The sequence below is a fragment of the Bradyrhizobium sp. CER78 genome (genome assembly GCF_029846235.1).
GTDB lineage: Bacteria > Pseudomonadota > Alphaproteobacteria > Rhizobiales > Xanthobacteraceae > Bradyrhizobium.
This window is the reverse complement of the sequence record NZ_JARVWP010000005.1, coordinates 504,011-520,702: the sequence shown is the minus strand read 5'-3', so window position 1 is coordinate 520,702 and position 16,692 is coordinate 504,011. Positions and strand designations below refer to the sequence as shown.

At 65.1% G+C, this 16,692-nt stretch carries 15 protein-coding genes; 13 read left to right on the top strand and 2 right to left on the bottom strand.

Annotated elements, in window-relative coordinates; translation table 11 throughout:
* Window positions 1-28: 28 nt before the first annotated feature.
* Window positions 29-1,039, bottom strand: coding sequence for a polyprenyl synthetase family protein (locus QDT69_RS14100; RefSeq protein ID WP_279707109.1), 1,011 nt, complete (start codon window positions 1,037-1,039; stop codon window positions 29-31).
* A 135-nt stretch (window positions 1,040-1,174) separates the two neighbouring features.
* Between QDT69_RS14100 and QDT69_RS14095 the strand changes: the two genes are divergently transcribed.
* From QDT69_RS14095 to QDT69_RS14055, 9 genes are all read left to right on the top strand, one after another.
* The gene (locus tag QDT69_RS14095; protein ID WP_279707108.1) at window positions 1,175-1,402 is read left to right on the top strand and encodes a DUF2007 domain-containing protein; all 228 of its coding nucleotides are present in this window, start codon (window positions 1,175-1,177) and stop codon (window positions 1,400-1,402) included.
* Window positions 1,403-1,475: 73 nt separating this feature from the next.
* Window positions 1,476-2,222: a methyltransferase gene (locus tag QDT69_RS14090; protein ID WP_279707107.1), complete on the top strand. Its 747-nt coding sequence runs from the start codon at window positions 1,476-1,478 to the stop codon at window positions 2,220-2,222.
* Window positions 2,223-2,465: 243 nt separating this feature from the next.
* The gene (locus QDT69_RS14085; RefSeq protein ID WP_279707106.1) at window positions 2,466-3,389 is read left to right on the top strand and encodes a S49 family peptidase; all 924 of its coding nucleotides are present in this window, start codon (window positions 2,466-2,468) and stop codon (window positions 3,387-3,389) included.
* 115 nt (window positions 3,390-3,504) lie between these two features.
* Window positions 3,505-3,696 carry a hypothetical protein gene (locus QDT69_RS14080; RefSeq protein WP_021080015.1) on the top strand — a complete coding sequence of 64 codons (192 nt, stop codon included), beginning with the start codon at window positions 3,505-3,507 and terminating at the stop codon, window positions 3,694-3,696.
* A gap of 177 nt (window positions 3,697-3,873) precedes the next feature.
* A complete protein-coding gene (locus QDT69_RS14075; RefSeq protein ID WP_279707105.1) occupies window positions 3,874-4,809 on the top strand; it encodes a glycine--tRNA ligase subunit alpha in 936 nt (311 codons plus the stop codon).
* Window positions 4,809-7,268, top strand: coding sequence for a glycine--tRNA ligase subunit beta (gene glyS, locus QDT69_RS14070; RefSeq protein WP_279707104.1), 2,460 nt, complete (start codon window positions 4,809-4,811; stop codon window positions 7,266-7,268). The genes QDT69_RS14075 and glyS overlap by 1 nt, the downstream gene beginning before the upstream one ends.
* Window positions 7,269-7,271: 3 nt before the next feature.
* Window positions 7,272-7,865, top strand: a complete 594-nt coding sequence (locus QDT69_RS14065; RefSeq protein WP_279707103.1) for a class I SAM-dependent methyltransferase — start codon at window positions 7,272-7,274, stop codon at window positions 7,863-7,865.
* A gap of 2 nt (window positions 7,866-7,867) precedes the next feature.
* On the top strand, window positions 7,868-8,239 hold the full coding sequence (locus QDT69_RS14060; protein ID WP_279707102.1) for a GFA family protein: 372 nt from the start codon (window positions 7,868-7,870) through the stop codon (window positions 8,237-8,239).
* 138 nt (window positions 8,240-8,377) lie between these two features.
* Window positions 8,378-9,478 (top strand): hypothetical protein, encoded by a 1,101-nt coding sequence (locus QDT69_RS14055; RefSeq protein ID WP_279707101.1) that lies wholly within the window; start codon window positions 8,378-8,380, stop codon window positions 9,476-9,478.
* Between the two features lie 142 nt (window positions 9,479-9,620).
* Here the strand turns inward: QDT69_RS14055 and QDT69_RS14050 are convergent, their stop codons facing one another.
* Window positions 9,621-9,980, bottom strand: a complete 360-nt coding sequence (locus QDT69_RS14050) for a DUF1236 domain-containing protein (RefSeq protein ID WP_146990778.1) — start codon at window positions 9,978-9,980, stop codon at window positions 9,621-9,623.
* A 233-nt stretch (window positions 9,981-10,213) separates the two neighbouring features.
* On the opposite strand from QDT69_RS14050, the gene QDT69_RS14045 reads away from it, so the two are divergent.
* The 4 genes from QDT69_RS14045 to QDT69_RS14030 all read left to right on the top strand — a co-directional run bounded on the left by QDT69_RS14045 (window position 10,214) and on the right by QDT69_RS14030 (window position 16,691).
* Window positions 10,214-10,369: a DUF3096 domain-containing protein gene (locus tag QDT69_RS14045; RefSeq protein ID WP_021080009.1), complete on the top strand. Its 156-nt coding sequence runs from the start codon at window positions 10,214-10,216 to the stop codon at window positions 10,367-10,369.
* Window positions 10,370-10,460: 91 nt separating this feature from the next.
* Window positions 10,461-13,370, top strand: coding sequence for a pyruvate, phosphate dikinase (gene ppdK / locus QDT69_RS14040; RefSeq protein WP_279707100.1), 2,910 nt, complete (start codon window positions 10,461-10,463; stop codon window positions 13,368-13,370).
* A 409-nt stretch (window positions 13,371-13,779) separates the two neighbouring features.
* A complete protein-coding gene (locus QDT69_RS14035; RefSeq protein ID WP_279707099.1) occupies window positions 13,780-15,261 on the top strand; it encodes a cell wall hydrolase in 1,482 nt (493 codons plus the stop codon).
* A gap of 185 nt (window positions 15,262-15,446) precedes the next feature.
* Complete coding sequence (locus QDT69_RS14030; protein WP_279707098.1) at window positions 15,447-16,691, top strand: MFS transporter; 1,245 nt, start codon at window positions 15,447-15,449, stop codon at window positions 16,689-16,691.
* The last annotated feature ends 1 nt before the right edge of the window (window position 16,692 follow it).

Here is a 16,692-nt window from a genome sequence, read left to right as displayed (position 1 = left end):
CCGTCTTTGATGCGCGAAATTGCCTTGATCAGTGCGTGCGTGCGAGGCAGAACGCCACGACCTCTTCCAGCGCCGTCTTCATCGGCGAGGGCGGGAACAGCGCCAGCGCGTCGACCGCCATCGCGCCGTAGTGCTGGGCGCGGCTGATCGTGTCCTCGAGGGCGCGGTGCTTGGTCATCAGGCCGATCGCGTGATCGAGGTCGGCTTCTCCGATCTCGCCGCGCTCGAGCGCGCGGATCCAGAACTTGCGCTCGGTGTCGTTGCCGCGGCGGAAGGCGAGCACCACCGGCAGCGTGATCTTGCCCTCGCGGAAATCGTCGCCGACATTCTTGCCGAGTTTTGCGGACTTGCCGCCATAGTCGAGCACGTCGTCGACGAGCTGGAACGCGATGCCGAGATTCATGCCGACCGAGCGGCAGGCGGTCTGCTCGGCCTTGGGCCGGTTGGCGATCACCGGGCCGACCTCGCAGGCCGCGGCGAACAGCTCCGCGGTCTTGCCGCGGATCACGGCGAGATATTCGTCCTCGGTGGTCGCGGTGTTCTTGGCGGCGGCAAGTTGCATCACCTCGCCCTCGGCGATGGTGGCTGCGGCCGCCGAGAGAATGTCGAGCGCGCGCAGCGAGCCGACCTCGACCATCATCCGGAACGCCTGGCCGAGCAGGAAGTCGCCGACCAGCACGCTGGCTTCGTTGCCCCACAGCATCCGCGCGGACAATTTGCCGCGGCGCAGCTCGCTCTCGTCGACCACGTCGTCGTGCAGCAGGGTCGCGGTGTGCATGAACTCGACCGCGGCGGCGAGCTTGATATGGCCGTCGCCGGAGTATTCCGACAGCTGGGCCATCGCCAGGGTCAGCATCGGGCGCAGCCGCTTGCCCCCGGAGGAGATCAGATGATTGGCGACCTCGGGGATCATGGTGACCTCGGAGCCGGTCCGCGAAATGATGGTCGCGTTGACGCGCTCCATGTCGGCGGCGACAAGTCCCACCAGCCCGTCGATCGAAGCATTGGACGGGCTTTCGAAGGGTACAATAACCGCCACGCTGGTCTCCAATTTTGCCGAATACGCATTATGCTCAGCTATAACAATAGAAACTGCGCGGTGCAGCGGCAAGGCCTCGAAGCTGTTGACATATGACGCATTCGCTGCACTGCCGGGGCGACAGGAGAGCGTATTTTGCGGGAATTGGTACGGACCAATGACATGGTGCTGGTCTCCGCCATCGGCGCGCTGCTCGACAGCGCTAACATCCACCATTTGGTGCTGGACCAGAACATGAGCGTCGTCGAGGGCTCACTCGGCATGTTGCCGCGGCGGATCCTGGTGCACGAGGACGACAACCACGAGGCCCGCCAGCTCCTGACCGATGCCGGCCTCGGCCACGAATTGCGGGCCGATGACTAGAGCGTTTTCAGGCGAAGTGGGCCCCGGTTCGCGTGAAGAAAACGCGTCAAAAAAGCAGTCGCCGGCCGCTGAGATGACCGAGGACGGATTCCTCGGCGGGCAGTTGCGGCTGCGGCAGCCCCGCGGCGGCCACCGTGCCGGCCATGACGCGATCCTGCTCGCCGCGGCGACGCCGGCTCGGTCAGGCGACCGCGTGGTCGATCTCGGCGCCGGCGTCGGCGCCGCCGGGCTTGCGGTGGCGTGGCGGGTAAGGGGGATCGACCTCGTCCTGGTCGAAATCGACCCCACGATGGCCGAGCTGGCCCGGAATAATGCCGGCGCCAACGCGATCATGGCCGACGTGATCGTGCTCGATGTCGAGGCCGGCGCCGCAGCCTTCGACCATGCCGGCCTCGCGCCCGACAGCGCCGATGTCGTGCTGATGAACCCGCCGTTCAACGATCCGTCGCGGCACCGCGCCTCGCCGGACGGCGTCCGCCAGCGCGCCCATGTCGCGACCGCGACCACGCTTGCGGCCTGGGTCCATGCGGCCCGGCGGATTCTCAAGTCGAACGGACAGCTTGCGATGATCTGGCGGGCCGACGGGATTGCCGACGTGCTGGCCGCGCTGGACCGCGGCTTCGGCAGCCTCGAACTGCTGCCGGTTCATGGTGACGGGACCTCGCCGGCGATCCGAATCCTGGTGCGGGCCACCAAGGGTGGCCGGGCGCCGACACGACTCCATGCCGCGCTGCTGCTCAATGAAGAGTCAGGTGTGCCCAATAAATGGGTGCAGGAGGTTTTGGCTGGGAAAGGAGAATTGCCGCTGGCGCGGCGCTGACGGGCAGGCGAACTGCCCGCGTCACGGGCACTAAATCACTGCGAAGCCGTTTCCGACTGGCGTTCCGGCCTTGATGTGAAGCGGATCGCCGTCAGGAGCGTACCGATCAGCATAATCAGCAGATAGATCTTCATGAGTCCCCTCTCCGCCGCGAATTGCAACTCCAAGGACAAAATGCAAAACGCGTTCCACGGAATCCAATGACAGTGGCGTGATAAAAAGTGGTTAATCCGAGGTAACGGCATGAGTGAACAAATAAGTGATCGCCAAGGCCATTCTGGAGGACGTTCGGCAGTGTTCGATCGCGTGCAGGGAATGTTGCCGGCACGTTTCCGGCGCGGCACGGCGGTCGTGCCGGTGGTGCGGCTGTCGGGCGTGATCGGCGCGGTGACGCCGCTGCGGCCCGGCATGACGCTCTCCGGCGTTGCCAAGATGCTGGAGCGCGCGTTTGGCACGCGTAATGCCAAGGCGGTGGCGCTGGTGATCAATTCGCCGGGCGGCTCGCCGGTGCAGTCGCGCCAGATCTATCTGCGCATCCGCCAGCTGGCGGCCGAGAAGAAGCTGCCGGTGCTGGTGTTCGTCGAGGACGTCGCGGCCTCCGGCGGCTACATGATCGCCTGCGCGGGTGACGAGATCTATTGCGACCCGTCCTCGATCCTGGGCTCGATCGGCGTGGTCGGCGGCAGCTTCGGCCTCGAAGGGTTGATCAAGAAGATCGGGGTCGAGCGGCGGCTCTATACGGCGGGCGCGCACAAGGCGATGCTCGATCCGTTCCTCCCCGAAAACCCCGACGACGTCGCCCGGCTGAAGTCGATCCAGCGCGAGATCCACGCGATCTTCATCAACCTGGTGAAGCAGAGCCGCGGCAGCCGCCTGAACGGACCCGACGACGAGTTGTTCACCGGCGAATACTGGGCGGGCGAGACCGCTGTTGGCCTCGGGCTTGCCGACGGCATCGGCGACCTCCGCGCCACGCTGCGGGCCCGCTATGGCGAGAAGGTGCTGACCCCGGTGATCGCGCCCGCCAGCGGCATGCTGTCCGGCCTGCTCGGCCGCAGGGCGCCCGGGGCGGGCTCGATGGCGGCGCTGGACGGGATCGCTGGCCTGCCGGACGATCTGATCTCGGCGGTGGAAACACGGGCGATTTGGGCCAGATTCGGGCTGTGAACACGGGGATTTGAGCGCGCCATTTAGCCCCAAAACCGCGATTGCGGCGCAGGCCGCCTTGCGCGACAATGAGGGTATTGGGGGCCTGACAGACGTGAACGACAAGGATCGACCGATGCCGCCGCTGATTGCATTCGCAGGCGTCCTGGGTGGCCTGGCCGTGGTCCGCTGGGCATACAAGACGGCCGTCCGGATCAACCAGGAACTGGAAGAGGCGCGATTGTCCCGCGTGGCCGAGGCCTCGCGTGCGAGCGAAATCAAGACCCTGCGCCGCGACCCCGTGACCGGGGCGTATCGCCCGGGCTAGCCACTCATGTCATTCCGGGGCGATGCTTCAGCATCGAACCCGGAATCTCGAGATTCCGGGTCTGGTCCTTCGGACCATCCCGGAATGACGAACGCGACCCCATCGCCTTGATTCCATTGGCCGCCGCCGATACGGTCCCGCGCGTTTTCCCACCCCCTCGCGAGATCGATTCCAACGATGGACGCCCTGCCTGACCACATGCGCCCGGAACGTTCGTTCCAGGGCTTCATCCTGGCCCTCCAGCGATTCTGGGCCGAGCAGGGTTGCGTCATCCTGCAGCCCTACGACATGGAAATGGGCGCCGGCACCTTCCATCCCGCGACCACGCTGCGCGCGCTGGGGCCGAAGCCCTGGAACGCGGCCTATGTGCAGCCCTCGCGGCGGCCCAAGGACGGCCGCTACGGCGAAAATCCCAACCGGCTGCAGCACTACTACCAGTTCCAGGTGATCATGAAGCCGTCGCCGCCGAACCTTCAGGAACTGTACCTGAAGTCGTTGGCCGCGATCGGCATCGATTCGGCCATCCACGACATCCGCTTCGTCGAGGACGATTGGGAGAGCCCGACGCTCGGCGCCTGGGGCTTGGGGTGGGAATGCTGGTGCGACGGCATGGAAGTCTCGCAATTCACCTACTTCCAGCAGGTCGCGGGCGTCGAATGCGCGCCGGTTGCGGGCGAGCTCACCTACGGGCTCGAGCGGCTCGCGATGTATGTGCAGGGCGTCGACCGCGTCTACGACCTCAACTTCAACGGCCGCGAGGGCGCCGAGAAGGTGACCTATGGCGACGTCTTCCTGCAGGCCGAGCAGGAATATTCGCGGCACAATTTCGAGTACGCTGACACCACGATGCTGTTCGAGCAGTTCAGGATGGCGGAAGAGGCTTGCCGCAAGTATCTCGCCGCCGGCTGGCGCGAGGGGAGCAACAGTAAGGAACATCTGATGGCCTTGCCGGCCTACGACCAGTGCATCAAGGCGAGCCATGTCTTCAACCTGCTCGACGCCCGCGGCGTCATCTCGGTGACCGAGCGGCAGAGCTACATCGCCCGCGTCCGCGATCTGGCGAAGGCCTGCGGCGAGGCATGGATCCACACTGAAACGGGCAGGGCGGTCTGATGCCCGATCTTCTCCTCGAACTGTTCTCCGAAGAAATTCCCGCGCGCATGCAGGCGAAGGCGGCGGATGATCTGCGCCGCATGGTGACCGACAAGCTCGTCGCCGAAGGCCTCGTCTATGAGGGCGCCAAGGCGTTCGCGACCCCGCGGCGCCTGGCGCTGACCGTGCACGGCATCCCTGCACGCCAGCCCGACCTGAAGACGGAGCGTCGCGGCCCGAAGATCGGCGCCCCCGATGCGGCGGTGCAGGGCTTTCTGAAAGCGACCGGTCTCAAGTCGCTGGATGAAGCGAAGATCCAGAAGGATGCGAAGGGCGACTTCTACATCGCGCTGATCGAAAAGCCGGGCAGCGCTGCGATCGACGTCATCGCCGAGATCCTGCCGGTCATCATCCGCACCTTCCCCTGGCCGAAATCGATGCGCTGGGGCGCGCGCTCGGCCAAGTCGGGCTCGCTCACCTGGGTGCGCCCGCTGCACGCCATCACCGCGACCTTCGGTCTGGAGACCGAGGAGCCCGATGTCGTGAAATTCTCGGTCGACGGCATCGAGGCCGGGCAGACCACCTACGGCCATCGCTTCATGGCACCTAGCGCGATCTCGGTGCGCCGCTTCGAGGACTACGGGGCCAAGCTGAAGGCCGCGAAAGTGATCCTCGATCCGCAGGCGCGCAAGGACATCATCGTCGAGGACGCCAAGGAGCTGGCGTTCGCGCAGGGCCTCGAACTGGTCGAGGATCAGGTGCTGGTCGACGAGGTCTCCGGCCTTGTCGAATGGCCTGTGGTGATGATGGGATCGTTCGAGAAGGAATTTTTGTCGATCCCGGATGAGGTGATCCGCGCCACCATCCGCAACAACCAGAAGTGCTTCGTGGTCAGGGATCCCAAGACGGGCAAGCTGACCAACAAGTTCGTGCTGACCGCGAACATCGAGGCGCCCGACGGCGGCAAGACCATCATCGCCGGCAATGAGCGCGTGATCCGCCCGCGGTTGAGCGACGCAAAGTTCTTCTACGAGACCGACCTGAAGACCAAGCTTGAAGACCGGCTGCCGAAGTTCGAGCAGATCGTGTTCCACGAGAAGCTCGGCACCCAGGCCGCGCGCATCAAACGGATCGAGCGGCTCGCCGCCGAAATCGCGCCGCTGGTCGGTGCTGACGTTGAGAAGACAAAACGTGCCGCGCGCCTCGCGAAAGCGGATTTGCTGACCGAAGTCGTCGGCGAATTCCCCGAGCTGCAGGGCCTGATGGGCAAGTATTACGCACTGGCGCAGGGCGAGGATGCGTCGGTCGCCGCCGCGAGCGAGGAGCACTGGAAGCCGCAGGGGCCGACCGATCGCGTGCCGAGCGATCCGGTGAGCGTTGCGGTGGCGTTGGCGGACAAGCTGGACACGCTGGTGGGGTTCTGGGCGATCGACGAGAAGCCAACGGGGTCGAAGGACCCTTACGCACTGCGCCGTGCGGCGCTAGGCGTAATCAGACTCATATTGACTAACGAGTCGCGCCTTCAGCTAGGAACTCTATTCTCGTCTGCTCTGACGTTGCTGTTGTACTTCAGTTTCCGTCCTGATCTTGGATATCCGCAGCTAGCGCGGCGATGGAGCCCGCAGGTGGAGGACGGCAAGTCTGAGTGGAACGACGCTCGATATTTGGCCTTGCTCGATAGCGATGGGTTTATCGCTCGCCATCTCGAAGAAATTGGGATGGAGCAGATGGGAAATCCTGATCTGGGCGGCGATGACGATCGAGAAGCGTACGATGCAAGGGCTTCTGCCTACGCTGAATTTGAACGTAGGCTGAAGCATCTTGAACTAGTCGCAGTTCACTTCATGTTTGAGGATGCCCCTCTCGAGCCAGCGCGGACTAAGTCCGCTGTTTCTAACGCCCGGCAGCAACTGCAAAGCGAACCTTTTGCAAAGCTTGGAATGGACCGCCTGGCCACGGACCTTGGCGCCTTCCTCGCCGACCGCCTCAAGGTCCAGCTCCGCGACCAGGGTGCCCGTCACGATCTCGTGGATGCCGTGTTCTCGCTCGGCGGCCAAGACGATCTGCTGCTCGTGGTCCGCCGCGTAGAGGCGCTCGGCAAGTTCCTCGACAGCGACGACGGCAAGAACCTGCTCGCGGGCACCAAACGCGCCAGCAATATCCTCAGCATCGAGGAGAAGAAGGACAAGCGTACGTTTGATGGCGCGCCTGATGCCGCGCTGTACAAGCTCGGCGAAGAGAAGGCGCTGGCTGCGGCGATCGACCAGGTGAAGGCCGAGGCCTCCGCTGCGGTTGCCAAGGAAGACTTCGCCGCCGCGATGAGCGCGATGGCCAAGCTGCGCCCGGCGGTCGATGCGTTCTTCGACAAGGTCAAGGTCAACGACGACGATCCCAAGGTGCGCGAAAACCGCCTGAAGCTGCTCAACGAGATCCGCGCCGCGACGCGTGCGGTGGCGGATTTCTCCAGGATCGAAGGCTGACCGATGGACCGCGCAACGCTCGCCGCTTACGACAAGGAGGCGGCGGCGTTTGCGCAGGACTGGCACGAGCAGCCGGCGCCAACCGATCTGCAGGAGATCGTCGGGCAATTCTTCATCAAGGGCGGTGCGACCGCCGATATCGGCTGCGGCAGCGGGCGCGAGGTCGCCTGGCTGAGTGCCAATGGTTTTCCGGCCGAAGGTTTTGATGCCTCCGAGGGCCTGCTCGCGGAGGCCCGCGCGCGCTATCCGGCGTTGCGCTTTGTGCTCGCCGAGCTGCCGGAACTCTCAGGGATCGCGGCCGATAGCTTCGACAATGTGCTGTGCGAGACTGTGATCATGCACCTCGATCCCGCGTTGATCGCGCCGTCGGTGCGCCGTATGTTCGACCTCGTGAAGCCCGGCGGCATCTTCTACCTGAGCTGGCGCGTCACCAGAGGCGACGATGCGCGCGATGCGCACGGCCGGCTCTATGCGGCGTTCGACGCGGCGCTGGTGCGGGCTGAGCTGGCTCCGGCTAAATTGCTGCTCGATACGGAGGTCGTCAGCGCGTCCTCCGGCAAGATCATTCACCGTCTGGTCGCCAGCAAGAGGAGGTGACGATGACGCGGCTTGCGACATGTGCCTGCGGACAGCTTCGCGCGACCTGTCAGGGCGAACCGGCGACGGTCGCGCTGTGCCATTGCCTGGAATGTCAGAAGCGAACCGGTAGCAGCTATGGCGTCGCCGCGTTCTTTCCGCGCGCTGATGTCGAGCCGCAGGGCGAGGCGCAGCAATACACCAGGCCTGGCGACAGCGGTTCCTCCGTGGTGTTCCATTTCTGCCCGAATTGCGGGTCGTCGGTCTATTGGGAGCCGGCGCGGATGCCCGACCTCGTTGCGGTTGCGGTCGGTGCATTCGCGGACCCGGATTTTCCGGCACCTTCCGTCGTGATCCACAAGGAGCGCCGCCACGGCTGGGCGGCGGACATCTGACGGATCGGGGCGCGCTCGTTCCGGCCGGGAAATGTTTAGACACAATTTGCAATTTGTTAACCACGCCCTGCGAAAGGTCGCGCCGGATCAACGATTTCTTAAGAAATCGCCCCTCGCGCCAATGCAGGGACCTGCCCGATGACCTCGATCGGCACCTCGCCCAATCCCTACGCCCAATATGGCTCGGCCTATGCGCGGGCCGCTGCGACGCCTTCGCTGGCGGCGACCTTGTCGGGCGACGGCACGGCCGGCGACCTCTCGGCGTCCTCGACACCGAGCGCGGCAACCAACCTCACGCTGTCGGACGCCGCCCGCGCGCAACTCGCCAAGGCGCCGCTGCCGGACTTTGCGACTGTCACCAATGATGCGCGCACAACGCTCGACCGGCTCTACACCGTCGCGGGAGTGAAGAAGCCGATCGTCGACGGCAAGACCACGATCGATCTCTCGACCCTGGATCGTCGCTCGCTGTTTGCGATCTCGACCAACAATGGCGGCAAGTTCACGCCGGACGAGCAGGCGGTTGCCGCGAGCGAACTGAAGCAGCGCTTCGACAAGGCCTTGGCGCCGTCGCTGGCGACCACGCGTCTGACCGGCGACTACAGCGTCAGCTACAAGGCGGCGCTCGACTGGCTCGATGATGCCAGCGACGAGGAGAAGGCCACCGCGACCTGGGCCAGCCAGCGCGCCGCCGTGCTCAAGGGTTATCAGGCGACGCAGCAGGATCCGAACAAGGCGCCAAGTGGGATCACGGGCGATCCGATCGCCGCCGCGCTGGCCGGGACCACCCCGCCCACGACCGGCAACACGCGCGACTTCTCTAGCGTGGCAAGCGACGTGCGCGCCTTCCTCGATCGGCAGAAGAGCGATGCGGCGAAGAGCGGCAAGGAACTGGTCTACGATGCCAGGCGCAAGACCGGACAGCTCGCCGACTTGTCCTCGCTCGACAACCGCTCGTTGTCGGCGATCTCGCTGAACCAGGACAAGAAGTTTTCCGCCGAGGAGATCTTCGCGGCCAAGCAGGAACTCAACACGCGGACGCGGCTTGCGGTGCTCGATGCGCTGAAGCAGAGCCAGTCGGCCGGCGATCCGCGCCAGTTCTCACTCGGCATCCTCAAGCAGTATTCATCGATGAGCGCGGAGGAACGCCGGGCGGCCAACTGGACGCAGGATTTCCAGGACGCTGCGATCAAGAGCTACAAGTCGACCTCGACGCTGCTCTCGATCCTGAAATCGTAAGCCGGCGCGACATTCCACCACGACAGAAAAGCCCCGCCCGGTGGGAAGGCCGGGCGGGGCTTTCTGGTCCGGTCGATCTTCGCGCAGATCCGCTTGCGCGGCGCCCGGACTGTTCGTTCAGGCTATCGCGCTGACGTTTGCTCTAGTCGACCACCTGAACGATCCGTCGCGAACGCGGCTCCACCAGAACGGTCTCACCATTCACGACGGTGTAGCGATACGGCGTCGCGCCGAACCGTTGCGGCACGTCGTAATAGGTCACGCCGGCGTCCGGCAGCACGGTGCCGACCACGACGCGATCTGGAATGGTGTAATTCGGTACGCGCTCGCGCACGATGTATTCGCGGAAGGCGGGTCGCTGATCGACTGCAATCCCGCCATCCTCCTCGACTGCAACCGGCGGGCCACCGCGGACAACGCCAACGGTCTGGGCCTGTGCGGCAACAGCCGGCACCGTGATCGCAGCAGCAACGGCTGCAACGGCAAGTATTCTGTTTCGCATGGCTCGCTCCATTCTTTATGGCGCGCGCCGGCCATCGCCGAAGCGCACGTCGGGCCAATGCATCTGACGTGGTGATGTTCCGGAAAAACCACTGCCACATACGCGGCAATTTGGAGCAATTTTCGTGAGTGACGGGAACTCTCAGGCCGTGCAGGCGTCTTGATGTGGGAACCTCCTCAGCGGATAAACTGCCGCTCGATTCGCACCTCCAAAAACTGCCGGAGAAAACTTCAATGACCATCACCGCTGGGCATCTGCCTGCCATCGTGGCGCTGGCTGCAGGCGTCCTGATCCTGATCATGCCGCGGCTCCTCAACTACATCGTCGCGATCTACCTGATCTTCGTCGGCCTCGTGGGAATGGGCCTGCTGCGCTGGCTGCACCTGTAGCGGGAAAGCGGGGTTTCGCGGCTTGCGCGGAACCCCTCAAAATGGTGTAAGGCGCGCATCTTCGACCCCTCCTTCCGGATTGTTGTCTGACATGGCCAAAGCCGTCGCGAAGTCCAAGAAACCTGCTGTGAAAACTGCCGCGAAAACTGCAGCGAAATCAAAGCCCTCCGCCGCGGCCCGCAAGGCCGCTGCGGCGCGCAAGGCATTGAAGAAGAGCGCCCCGAAAGCGGCGCCGAAAGCTGCTGTGAAGCCGGCCGCAAAGCCTGCCAGCAAGGCGCCGGCGAAGGCCGTTGCGAAGAAGGCGGCTCCGCCGGCGATCAAGGCCGGCAAGTGGGTCTATACGTTCGGCGACGGCAAGGCCGAGGGCCAGGCGACCCTGCGCGATCTGCTCGGCGGCAAGGGCGCCAACCTCGCGGAAATGGCCAATCTCGGCCTGCCGGTGCCTCCCGGCTTCACCATTCCGACCTCGGTCTGCACCTATTTCTACGACCACGACAAGACGTATCCGAAGGAATTGAAAGCACAGGTTGAGAAGGCGCTCGACTATGTCGGCAAGCTGACCGGCAAGACCTTCGGCGACGCCAAGAACCCGCTGCTGGTCTCGGTGCGCTCGGGCGCGCGCGCCTCGATGCCGGGCATGATGGACACCGTGCTCAATCTCGGCCTCAACGACCGCACCGTCGAAGCACTCGCCGAACTCTCCGGCGACCGCCGCTTCGCCTATGACAGCTATCGCCGTTTCATCACGATGTATTCGGACGTGGTGCTCGGCTTCGAGCATCATCACTTCGAGGACATCCTCGACACCTTCAAGGACGGCCAGGGCTATTCGCTCGACACCGATCTCACCGGCGACGACTGGGTCGAGCTGGTCGGCAAGTACAAGGAGGCGGTCGCCAAGGAGACCGGCCACGACTTCCCGCAGGATCCGCATGACCAGCTGTGGGGCGCGATCGGCGCGGTGTTCTCATCCTGGATGAACGCGCGCGCGGTGACCTACCGCAAGCTGCATGACATCCCGGAGTCGTGGGGCACCGCCGTCAACGTGCAGGCGATGGTGTTCGGCAACATGGGCGAGACGTCGGCGACCGGCGTTGCGTTCACCCGCAACCCCTCGACCGGCGAGAGCAAGCTGTACGGCGAGTTCCTGATCAACGCGCAGGGCGAGGACGTCGTCGCCGGCATCCGCACGCCGCAGGACATCACCGAAGAGGCGCGACAGGAGAGCGGCTCCGACAAGCTGTCGATGGAAGCCGCGATGCCGGCCGCGTTCAAGGAATTGACGCGGATCTACACGCTGCTCGAGAAGCACTACCGCGACATGCAGGACATGGAGTTCACGGTCGAGCAGGGCAAGCTGTGGATGCTGCAGACCCGCGGCGGCAAGCGCACCGCGAAGGCGGCGCTGCGCATCGCGGTCGAACTCGCCAATGAAGGCCTGATCTCGCGCAAGGACGCGGTGACGCGGATCGATCCGGCGTCGCTGGACCAGCTGCTGCACCCGACCATCGATCCGGCCGCCAAGCGCGACGTGATCGCGACCGGCCTGCCGGCATCGCCCGGTGCTGCCTCCGGCGAGATCGTGTTCTCGTCGGACGAAGCCGCCAAGCTGCAGGCCGACGGCCGCAAGGTGATCCTGGTCCGCATCGAGACGAGCCCGGAGGACATCCACGGCATGCACGCCGCCGAAGGCATCCTCACCACCCGCGGCGGCATGACCTCGCATGCGGCGGTGGTCGCGCGCGGCATGGGCAAGCCCTGTGTCTCCGGCTGCGGCACCATTCGTGTCGATTACGGCCGCGGCACCATGAGCGTGGGTCAGCGCACCTTCAAGACCGGCGACGTCATCACCATCGACGGCTCGGTCGGGCAGGTGCTGGCCGGCCGCATGCCGATGATCGAGCCGGAGCTGTCCGGCGAGTTCGGTACGCTGATGGGCTGGGCCGACGAGGTCCGCAAGCTCGGCGTCCGCGTCAATGGCGATACGCCCGATGACGCGCGCACCGCGGTGAAGTTCGGCGCCGAAGGCATCGGCCTCTGCCGCACCGAGCACATGTTCTTCGAGGAGACCCGCATCCGCACCGTGCGCGAGATGATCCTCTCCGAAGACGAGCAGTCGCGCCGCGCCGCGCTGTCGAAGCTGCTGCCGATGCAGCGCGCCGACTTCGTCGAGCTGTTCGAGATCATGAAGGGCTTGCCGGTCACGATCCGCTTGCTCGACCCGCCGCTGCACGAGTTCCTGCCGCATACCCAGGCCGAGATCGAGGAAGTGGCGCGTGCCATGAACACCGATCCGCGCAAGCTCGCCGACCGTGCCCGCGAACTGTCCGAGTTCAACCCCATGCTTGGCTTCCGCGGCTGCCGTCTTGCGATCGCCTATCCCGAGATCGCCGAGATGCAGGCACGCGCGATCTTCGAGGCCGCCGTCGAAGCCGGCAAGCGCACCGGCAAGCCGGTCGGACTCGAGGTGATGGTGCCGCTGATCGCGACCAAGGCCGAGTTCGATCTGGTCAAGGCGCGGATCGATGCGACCGCGGGCGCGGTGATGAAGGAAACCGGCGCCAAGCTGACCTACCAGGTCGGCACCATGATCGAGCTGCCGCGCGCCTGCCTGATGGCCGGCGAGGTGGCAGAGACCGCGGAGTTCTTCTCCTTCGGCACCAACGACCTGACGCAGACCACCTACGGCATCAGCCGCGACGACGCCGCGAGCTTCCTCGGCACCTATGTCGCCAAGGGCATCCTCGAGATCGATCCGTTCATCTCGGTCGATCGCGACGGCGTCGGCGAGCTGGTCAAGATCGGCGTCATCCGCGGCCGCAAGACCCGGCCGAGCCTCAAGGTCGGCATCTGCGGCGAGCATGGTGGCGACCCCGCGTCGGTCGCGTTCTGCCACGAGGTCGGGCTCGACTACGTCTCGTGCTCGCCCTATCGCGTGCCGATCGCGCGCCTCGCGGCCGCGCAGGCCGCGCTCGGCAAGGAGATCGCCAGCCAGGCGTGAGCGATCGCGCAGGTTCAGAATGTGCAATGGCCGGGACCACGTCCCGGCCATTTTTGTTTTGTTGAGGCAGTCAGCAAACAGCGTCATTGCGAGCGGAGCGAAGCAATCCATCTCACCGCATGTGCGAAGCGATGGATTGCTTCGTCGCTTCGCTCCTCGCAATGACGACTGAAGGATGGGTAACACTTCGTTCATCATCTGCGTTGACCAGATGTTTACGACTTTCATGCGCCGCGCATTTACCAAGGCGCGCGATGCAGCGCGCGACATGTGCGTGATCGCTTGAGTGTAGCGCGCGGGCAACGCCGATTAACTCCGCGGCAACCTAAACAAGTTAGCAACGGGAAAGGTCGAATTGCGCGGATGTACCGCGTTCGATTGCACTCAGTAAGCGTTGCGTGAGCGTACGATGTTTGTGTCGCGTAACCAGCCGAAGGGCGCACGGCTCGCGCTCTTCGGTCTCGGTCTTTGCATCTTCGCACTGATGCCGACCGAGCTCGGATATCAGGATATTGCCTCGCTCCTGGCCCGACAGCCGGGCGTGGCCGAGCGCTGGCAGAAGCGCGTCTTCGCATCCGCAGTCGGCTCCATCCAGGTCGCGACCTATAGCTTCGGCCGTCCGATCGGAACCTCGGCGCCGCAGGATCCGCAAATCCTGCTCGCAAGGCTGGACAGTCCGAGCACCGACATCACCGGCGCCGTGACGCGCAATCCGATCACCACGCCACCGCCGCGCTATGCGGCATCCGATTTTCCCAAGGTCGATCGCACATTGAAGGGCGATCGTCTCGTCGTCCGGCGGCCGGACCAGGTCGATCCCGCGCAGCCCGCAAACCCGGCGCCGGCGAACGAGGATCCCGCGACGTCGAATTCGTCGGTCAAGGGCATGAAGACGGCGACCGCACCGGCAGACAACGCGCCGCTCGATCCCGAATTGCAGGAGGCGCTGCGTGCGCCGCCGCTGCCGCAATATGCCAAGCCGTCGCCGCAGCAATACGACGTATCGATGTCGCTCGAGGCCAACCCGCTCGACGATATGAAGCCTGTGCCCGCGAAGCCTGCCGCTGCGCCGCCTGTCGATGCAACGCATGAGCGCGACCCGTTCGCATTCAAGACGGCCAGCCTGTTCTTCGGCTCGTCGCTCGGCACGCCCGAGAATCTCGAGCGCTGGCAGCCCGGCGAGGCGCCGGTCGTCGTGATGCCGGCCGTTCAGCCCGATCCCGACATGAAGGTGATGGCGTCATTGCCGGTCGATGCCGACGGTCCCGTCAAGGCCGGCGAGATGGGCGAGAGCATCGCGCCGAAGGGCGAGGTCAACGCCGACGACCAGCACAGCAAGACGCCGGCGGAACGGCTCGGCCTGTTCGACGACAAGTCGCGCGCCAAGTCGGAGAAGTGCCTCGCCGAGGCGGTCTACTTCGAAGCGCGCGGCGAGGCGGTGCGCGGCCAGATCGCAGTCGCCCAGGTGGTGCTGAATCGCGCCTTCTCGGGCAAGTATCCTGAGACGGTGTGCGGCGTGGTCTATCAGAACAAGAACCGCCACTACGCCTGCCAGTTCACCTTCGCCTGCGACAACATCCCCGACGTCGTCCGCGAGCCCGACATGTGGGACCGCGCGAAAAAGATCGCGAAGGCGATGCTCGACGGCAAATTGTGGCTGCCGGAAGTCGACCGCTCGACCCACTACCACGCCTATTGGGTGCGGCCGTCCTGGGTCAGCGAAATGAAGAAGATGTACAAGTTCGGCGTCCATACCTTCTATCGCCCGCGCGCCTGGGGCGACGGCAGCGACGCGCCGAGCTGGGGCAGCGCGGCCGAGACCGCCAAGATCTCGGCGCAGCTCGCCGAGGCCGCCCAGAGCTCGGCCGAGCAGGCCAGCGCCAAGCGATAGCCGGTCACTTCCCAGTTCCGGGTTCGCCATGCCCCGGAATGACGCTCATCATCCTCTCGGATTCTGCAGGGCAGCCCTGCAGGCGAATATTTTTCTCCGGCGCCTCTTGGGATTTGCATGCAGCTGCATTAACTCCCCGTAACGTTTGCGGGGCGGTTCCCCCGCCAGTCGCGGGGGAAGGCAAGATGGCTGTTACCACCGGAGATCTTCGGCCGGCGTCCGGCACCTGGCGCACGCCGCTCGTCATCATCGTCTGCGGCTGCGCGATCGCGCTGCTGAGCTTTGGCCCGCGCTCCAGCCTCGGTTTCTTCGTGCAGCCGATGGGCCGCGAATTCGCCTGGGGTCGCGACGTGTTCGGCCTTGCCATCGCGCTACAGAACCTGCTGTGGGGTCTCGGTCAGCCGATCGCGGGCGCCATTGCCGACCGCTTCGGGCTGCTGCGCGTCATGATCGTCGGCGCCTTGCTGTACGCCGCCGGCCTGCTGCTGATGCGTTACTCGACCACCTCAGTGTCGCTCGACATCAGCGCCGGCGTGCTGATCGGGTTCGGCCTGTCGGGGTCGTCGTTCAATCTCGTCTTGGCGGCCTTCAGCAAGCTGTTGCCGCCCGAGCGGCGCGGCATCGCGCTTGGCGCGGGCACGGCCGCCGGCTCGTTCGGCCAGTTCCTGTTTGCGCCGTTCGGCGTCGCCATGATCGACAATTTCGGCTGGCAGACTGCGCTGGTCGTGTTCAGCGCGCTGATGCTGCTGATCCTGCCGCTCTCGCTCGCGCTGGCGACGCCGCCCGCGGCGACCAAGGATGTGGCGCCCGCCGATCAGCAATCGTTCAAGACTGCGCTGGCGGAGGCCTTCGGCCATCGCTCCTACGTCCTGCTGGTGCTCGGCTTCTTCACCTGCGGCTTTCAGCTCGCCTTCATCACCATCCATCTGCCCGCCTATCTGGCGGATCGCGGCGTTCCGGCGACAACAGGCGGTTGGGTGGTCGCGGCGATCGGGCTGTTCAATATTGTCGGCTCGCTCAGCGTCGGCTGGCTGCAGAACTTCTTTCCGAAGCGCTATTTGCTCTCGGTGATCTACCTGTCGCGCGCGCTGGCGACGGTCGCTTTCATCTCGTTCCCGGTCACGCCGTTCTCGGCGATTGCATTCGGCGCGGTCTCAGGGCTGCTGTGGCTGTCGAGCGTGCCCCCGACCTCGGCGCTGGTCGCGCTGATGTTCGGCACCCGCTGGTTTTCCACGCTGTACGGCTTCGCCTTCGTCAGCCATCAGGTCGGCGGCTTCCTCGGGGTCTGGCTCGGCGGTGTCGTGTTCGAGCAGTTCGGTTCCTACGCCCCGATCTGGTGGCTCTCGGTGCTGTTCGGCGTGCTGTCGGCGCTGATCAACCTGCCGATCGTCGAGGCGCCGGTCGCCCGCCCGGTTGCGCAGCCTGCCTGAT

Coding starts and splice junctions, on each gene's coding strand:
- QDT69_RS14090 (WP_279707107.1), top strand. CDS start 1,476: ATGACCGAGGACGGATTCCTCGGCGGGCAGTTGCGGCTGCGGCAGCCC.
- QDT69_RS14085 (WP_279707106.1), top strand. CDS start 2,466: ATGAGTGAACAAATAAGTGATCGCCAAGGCCATTCTGGAGGACGTTCG.
- QDT69_RS14080 (WP_021080015.1), top strand. CDS start 3,505: ATGCCGCCGCTGATTGCATTCGCAGGCGTCCTGGGTGGCCTGGCCGTG.
- QDT69_RS14075 (WP_279707105.1), top strand. CDS start 3,874: ATGGACGCCCTGCCTGACCACATGCGCCCGGAACGTTCGTTCCAGGGC.
- glyS (WP_279707104.1), top strand. CDS start 4,809: ATGCCCGATCTTCTCCTCGAACTGTTCTCCGAAGAAATTCCCGCGCGC.
- QDT69_RS14065 (WP_279707103.1), top strand. CDS start 7,272: ATGGACCGCGCAACGCTCGCCGCTTACGACAAGGAGGCGGCGGCGTTT.
- QDT69_RS14060 (WP_279707102.1), top strand. CDS start 7,868: ATGACGCGGCTTGCGACATGTGCCTGCGGACAGCTTCGCGCGACCTGT.
- QDT69_RS14055 (WP_279707101.1), top strand. CDS start 8,378: ATGACCTCGATCGGCACCTCGCCCAATCCCTACGCCCAATATGGCTCG.
- QDT69_RS14050 (WP_146990778.1), bottom strand. CDS start 9,980: ATGCGAAACAGAATACTTGCCGTTGCAGCCGTTGCTGCTGCGATCACG.
- QDT69_RS14045 (WP_021080009.1), top strand. CDS start 10,214: ATGACCATCACCGCTGGGCATCTGCCTGCCATCGTGGCGCTGGCTGCA.
- ppdK (WP_279707100.1), top strand. CDS start 10,461: ATGGCCAAAGCCGTCGCGAAGTCCAAGAAACCTGCTGTGAAAACTGCC.
- QDT69_RS14035 (WP_279707099.1), top strand. CDS start 13,780: ATGTTTGTGTCGCGTAACCAGCCGAAGGGCGCACGGCTCGCGCTCTTC.
- QDT69_RS14030 (WP_279707098.1), top strand. CDS start 15,447: ATGGCTGTTACCACCGGAGATCTTCGGCCGGCGTCCGGCACCTGGCGC.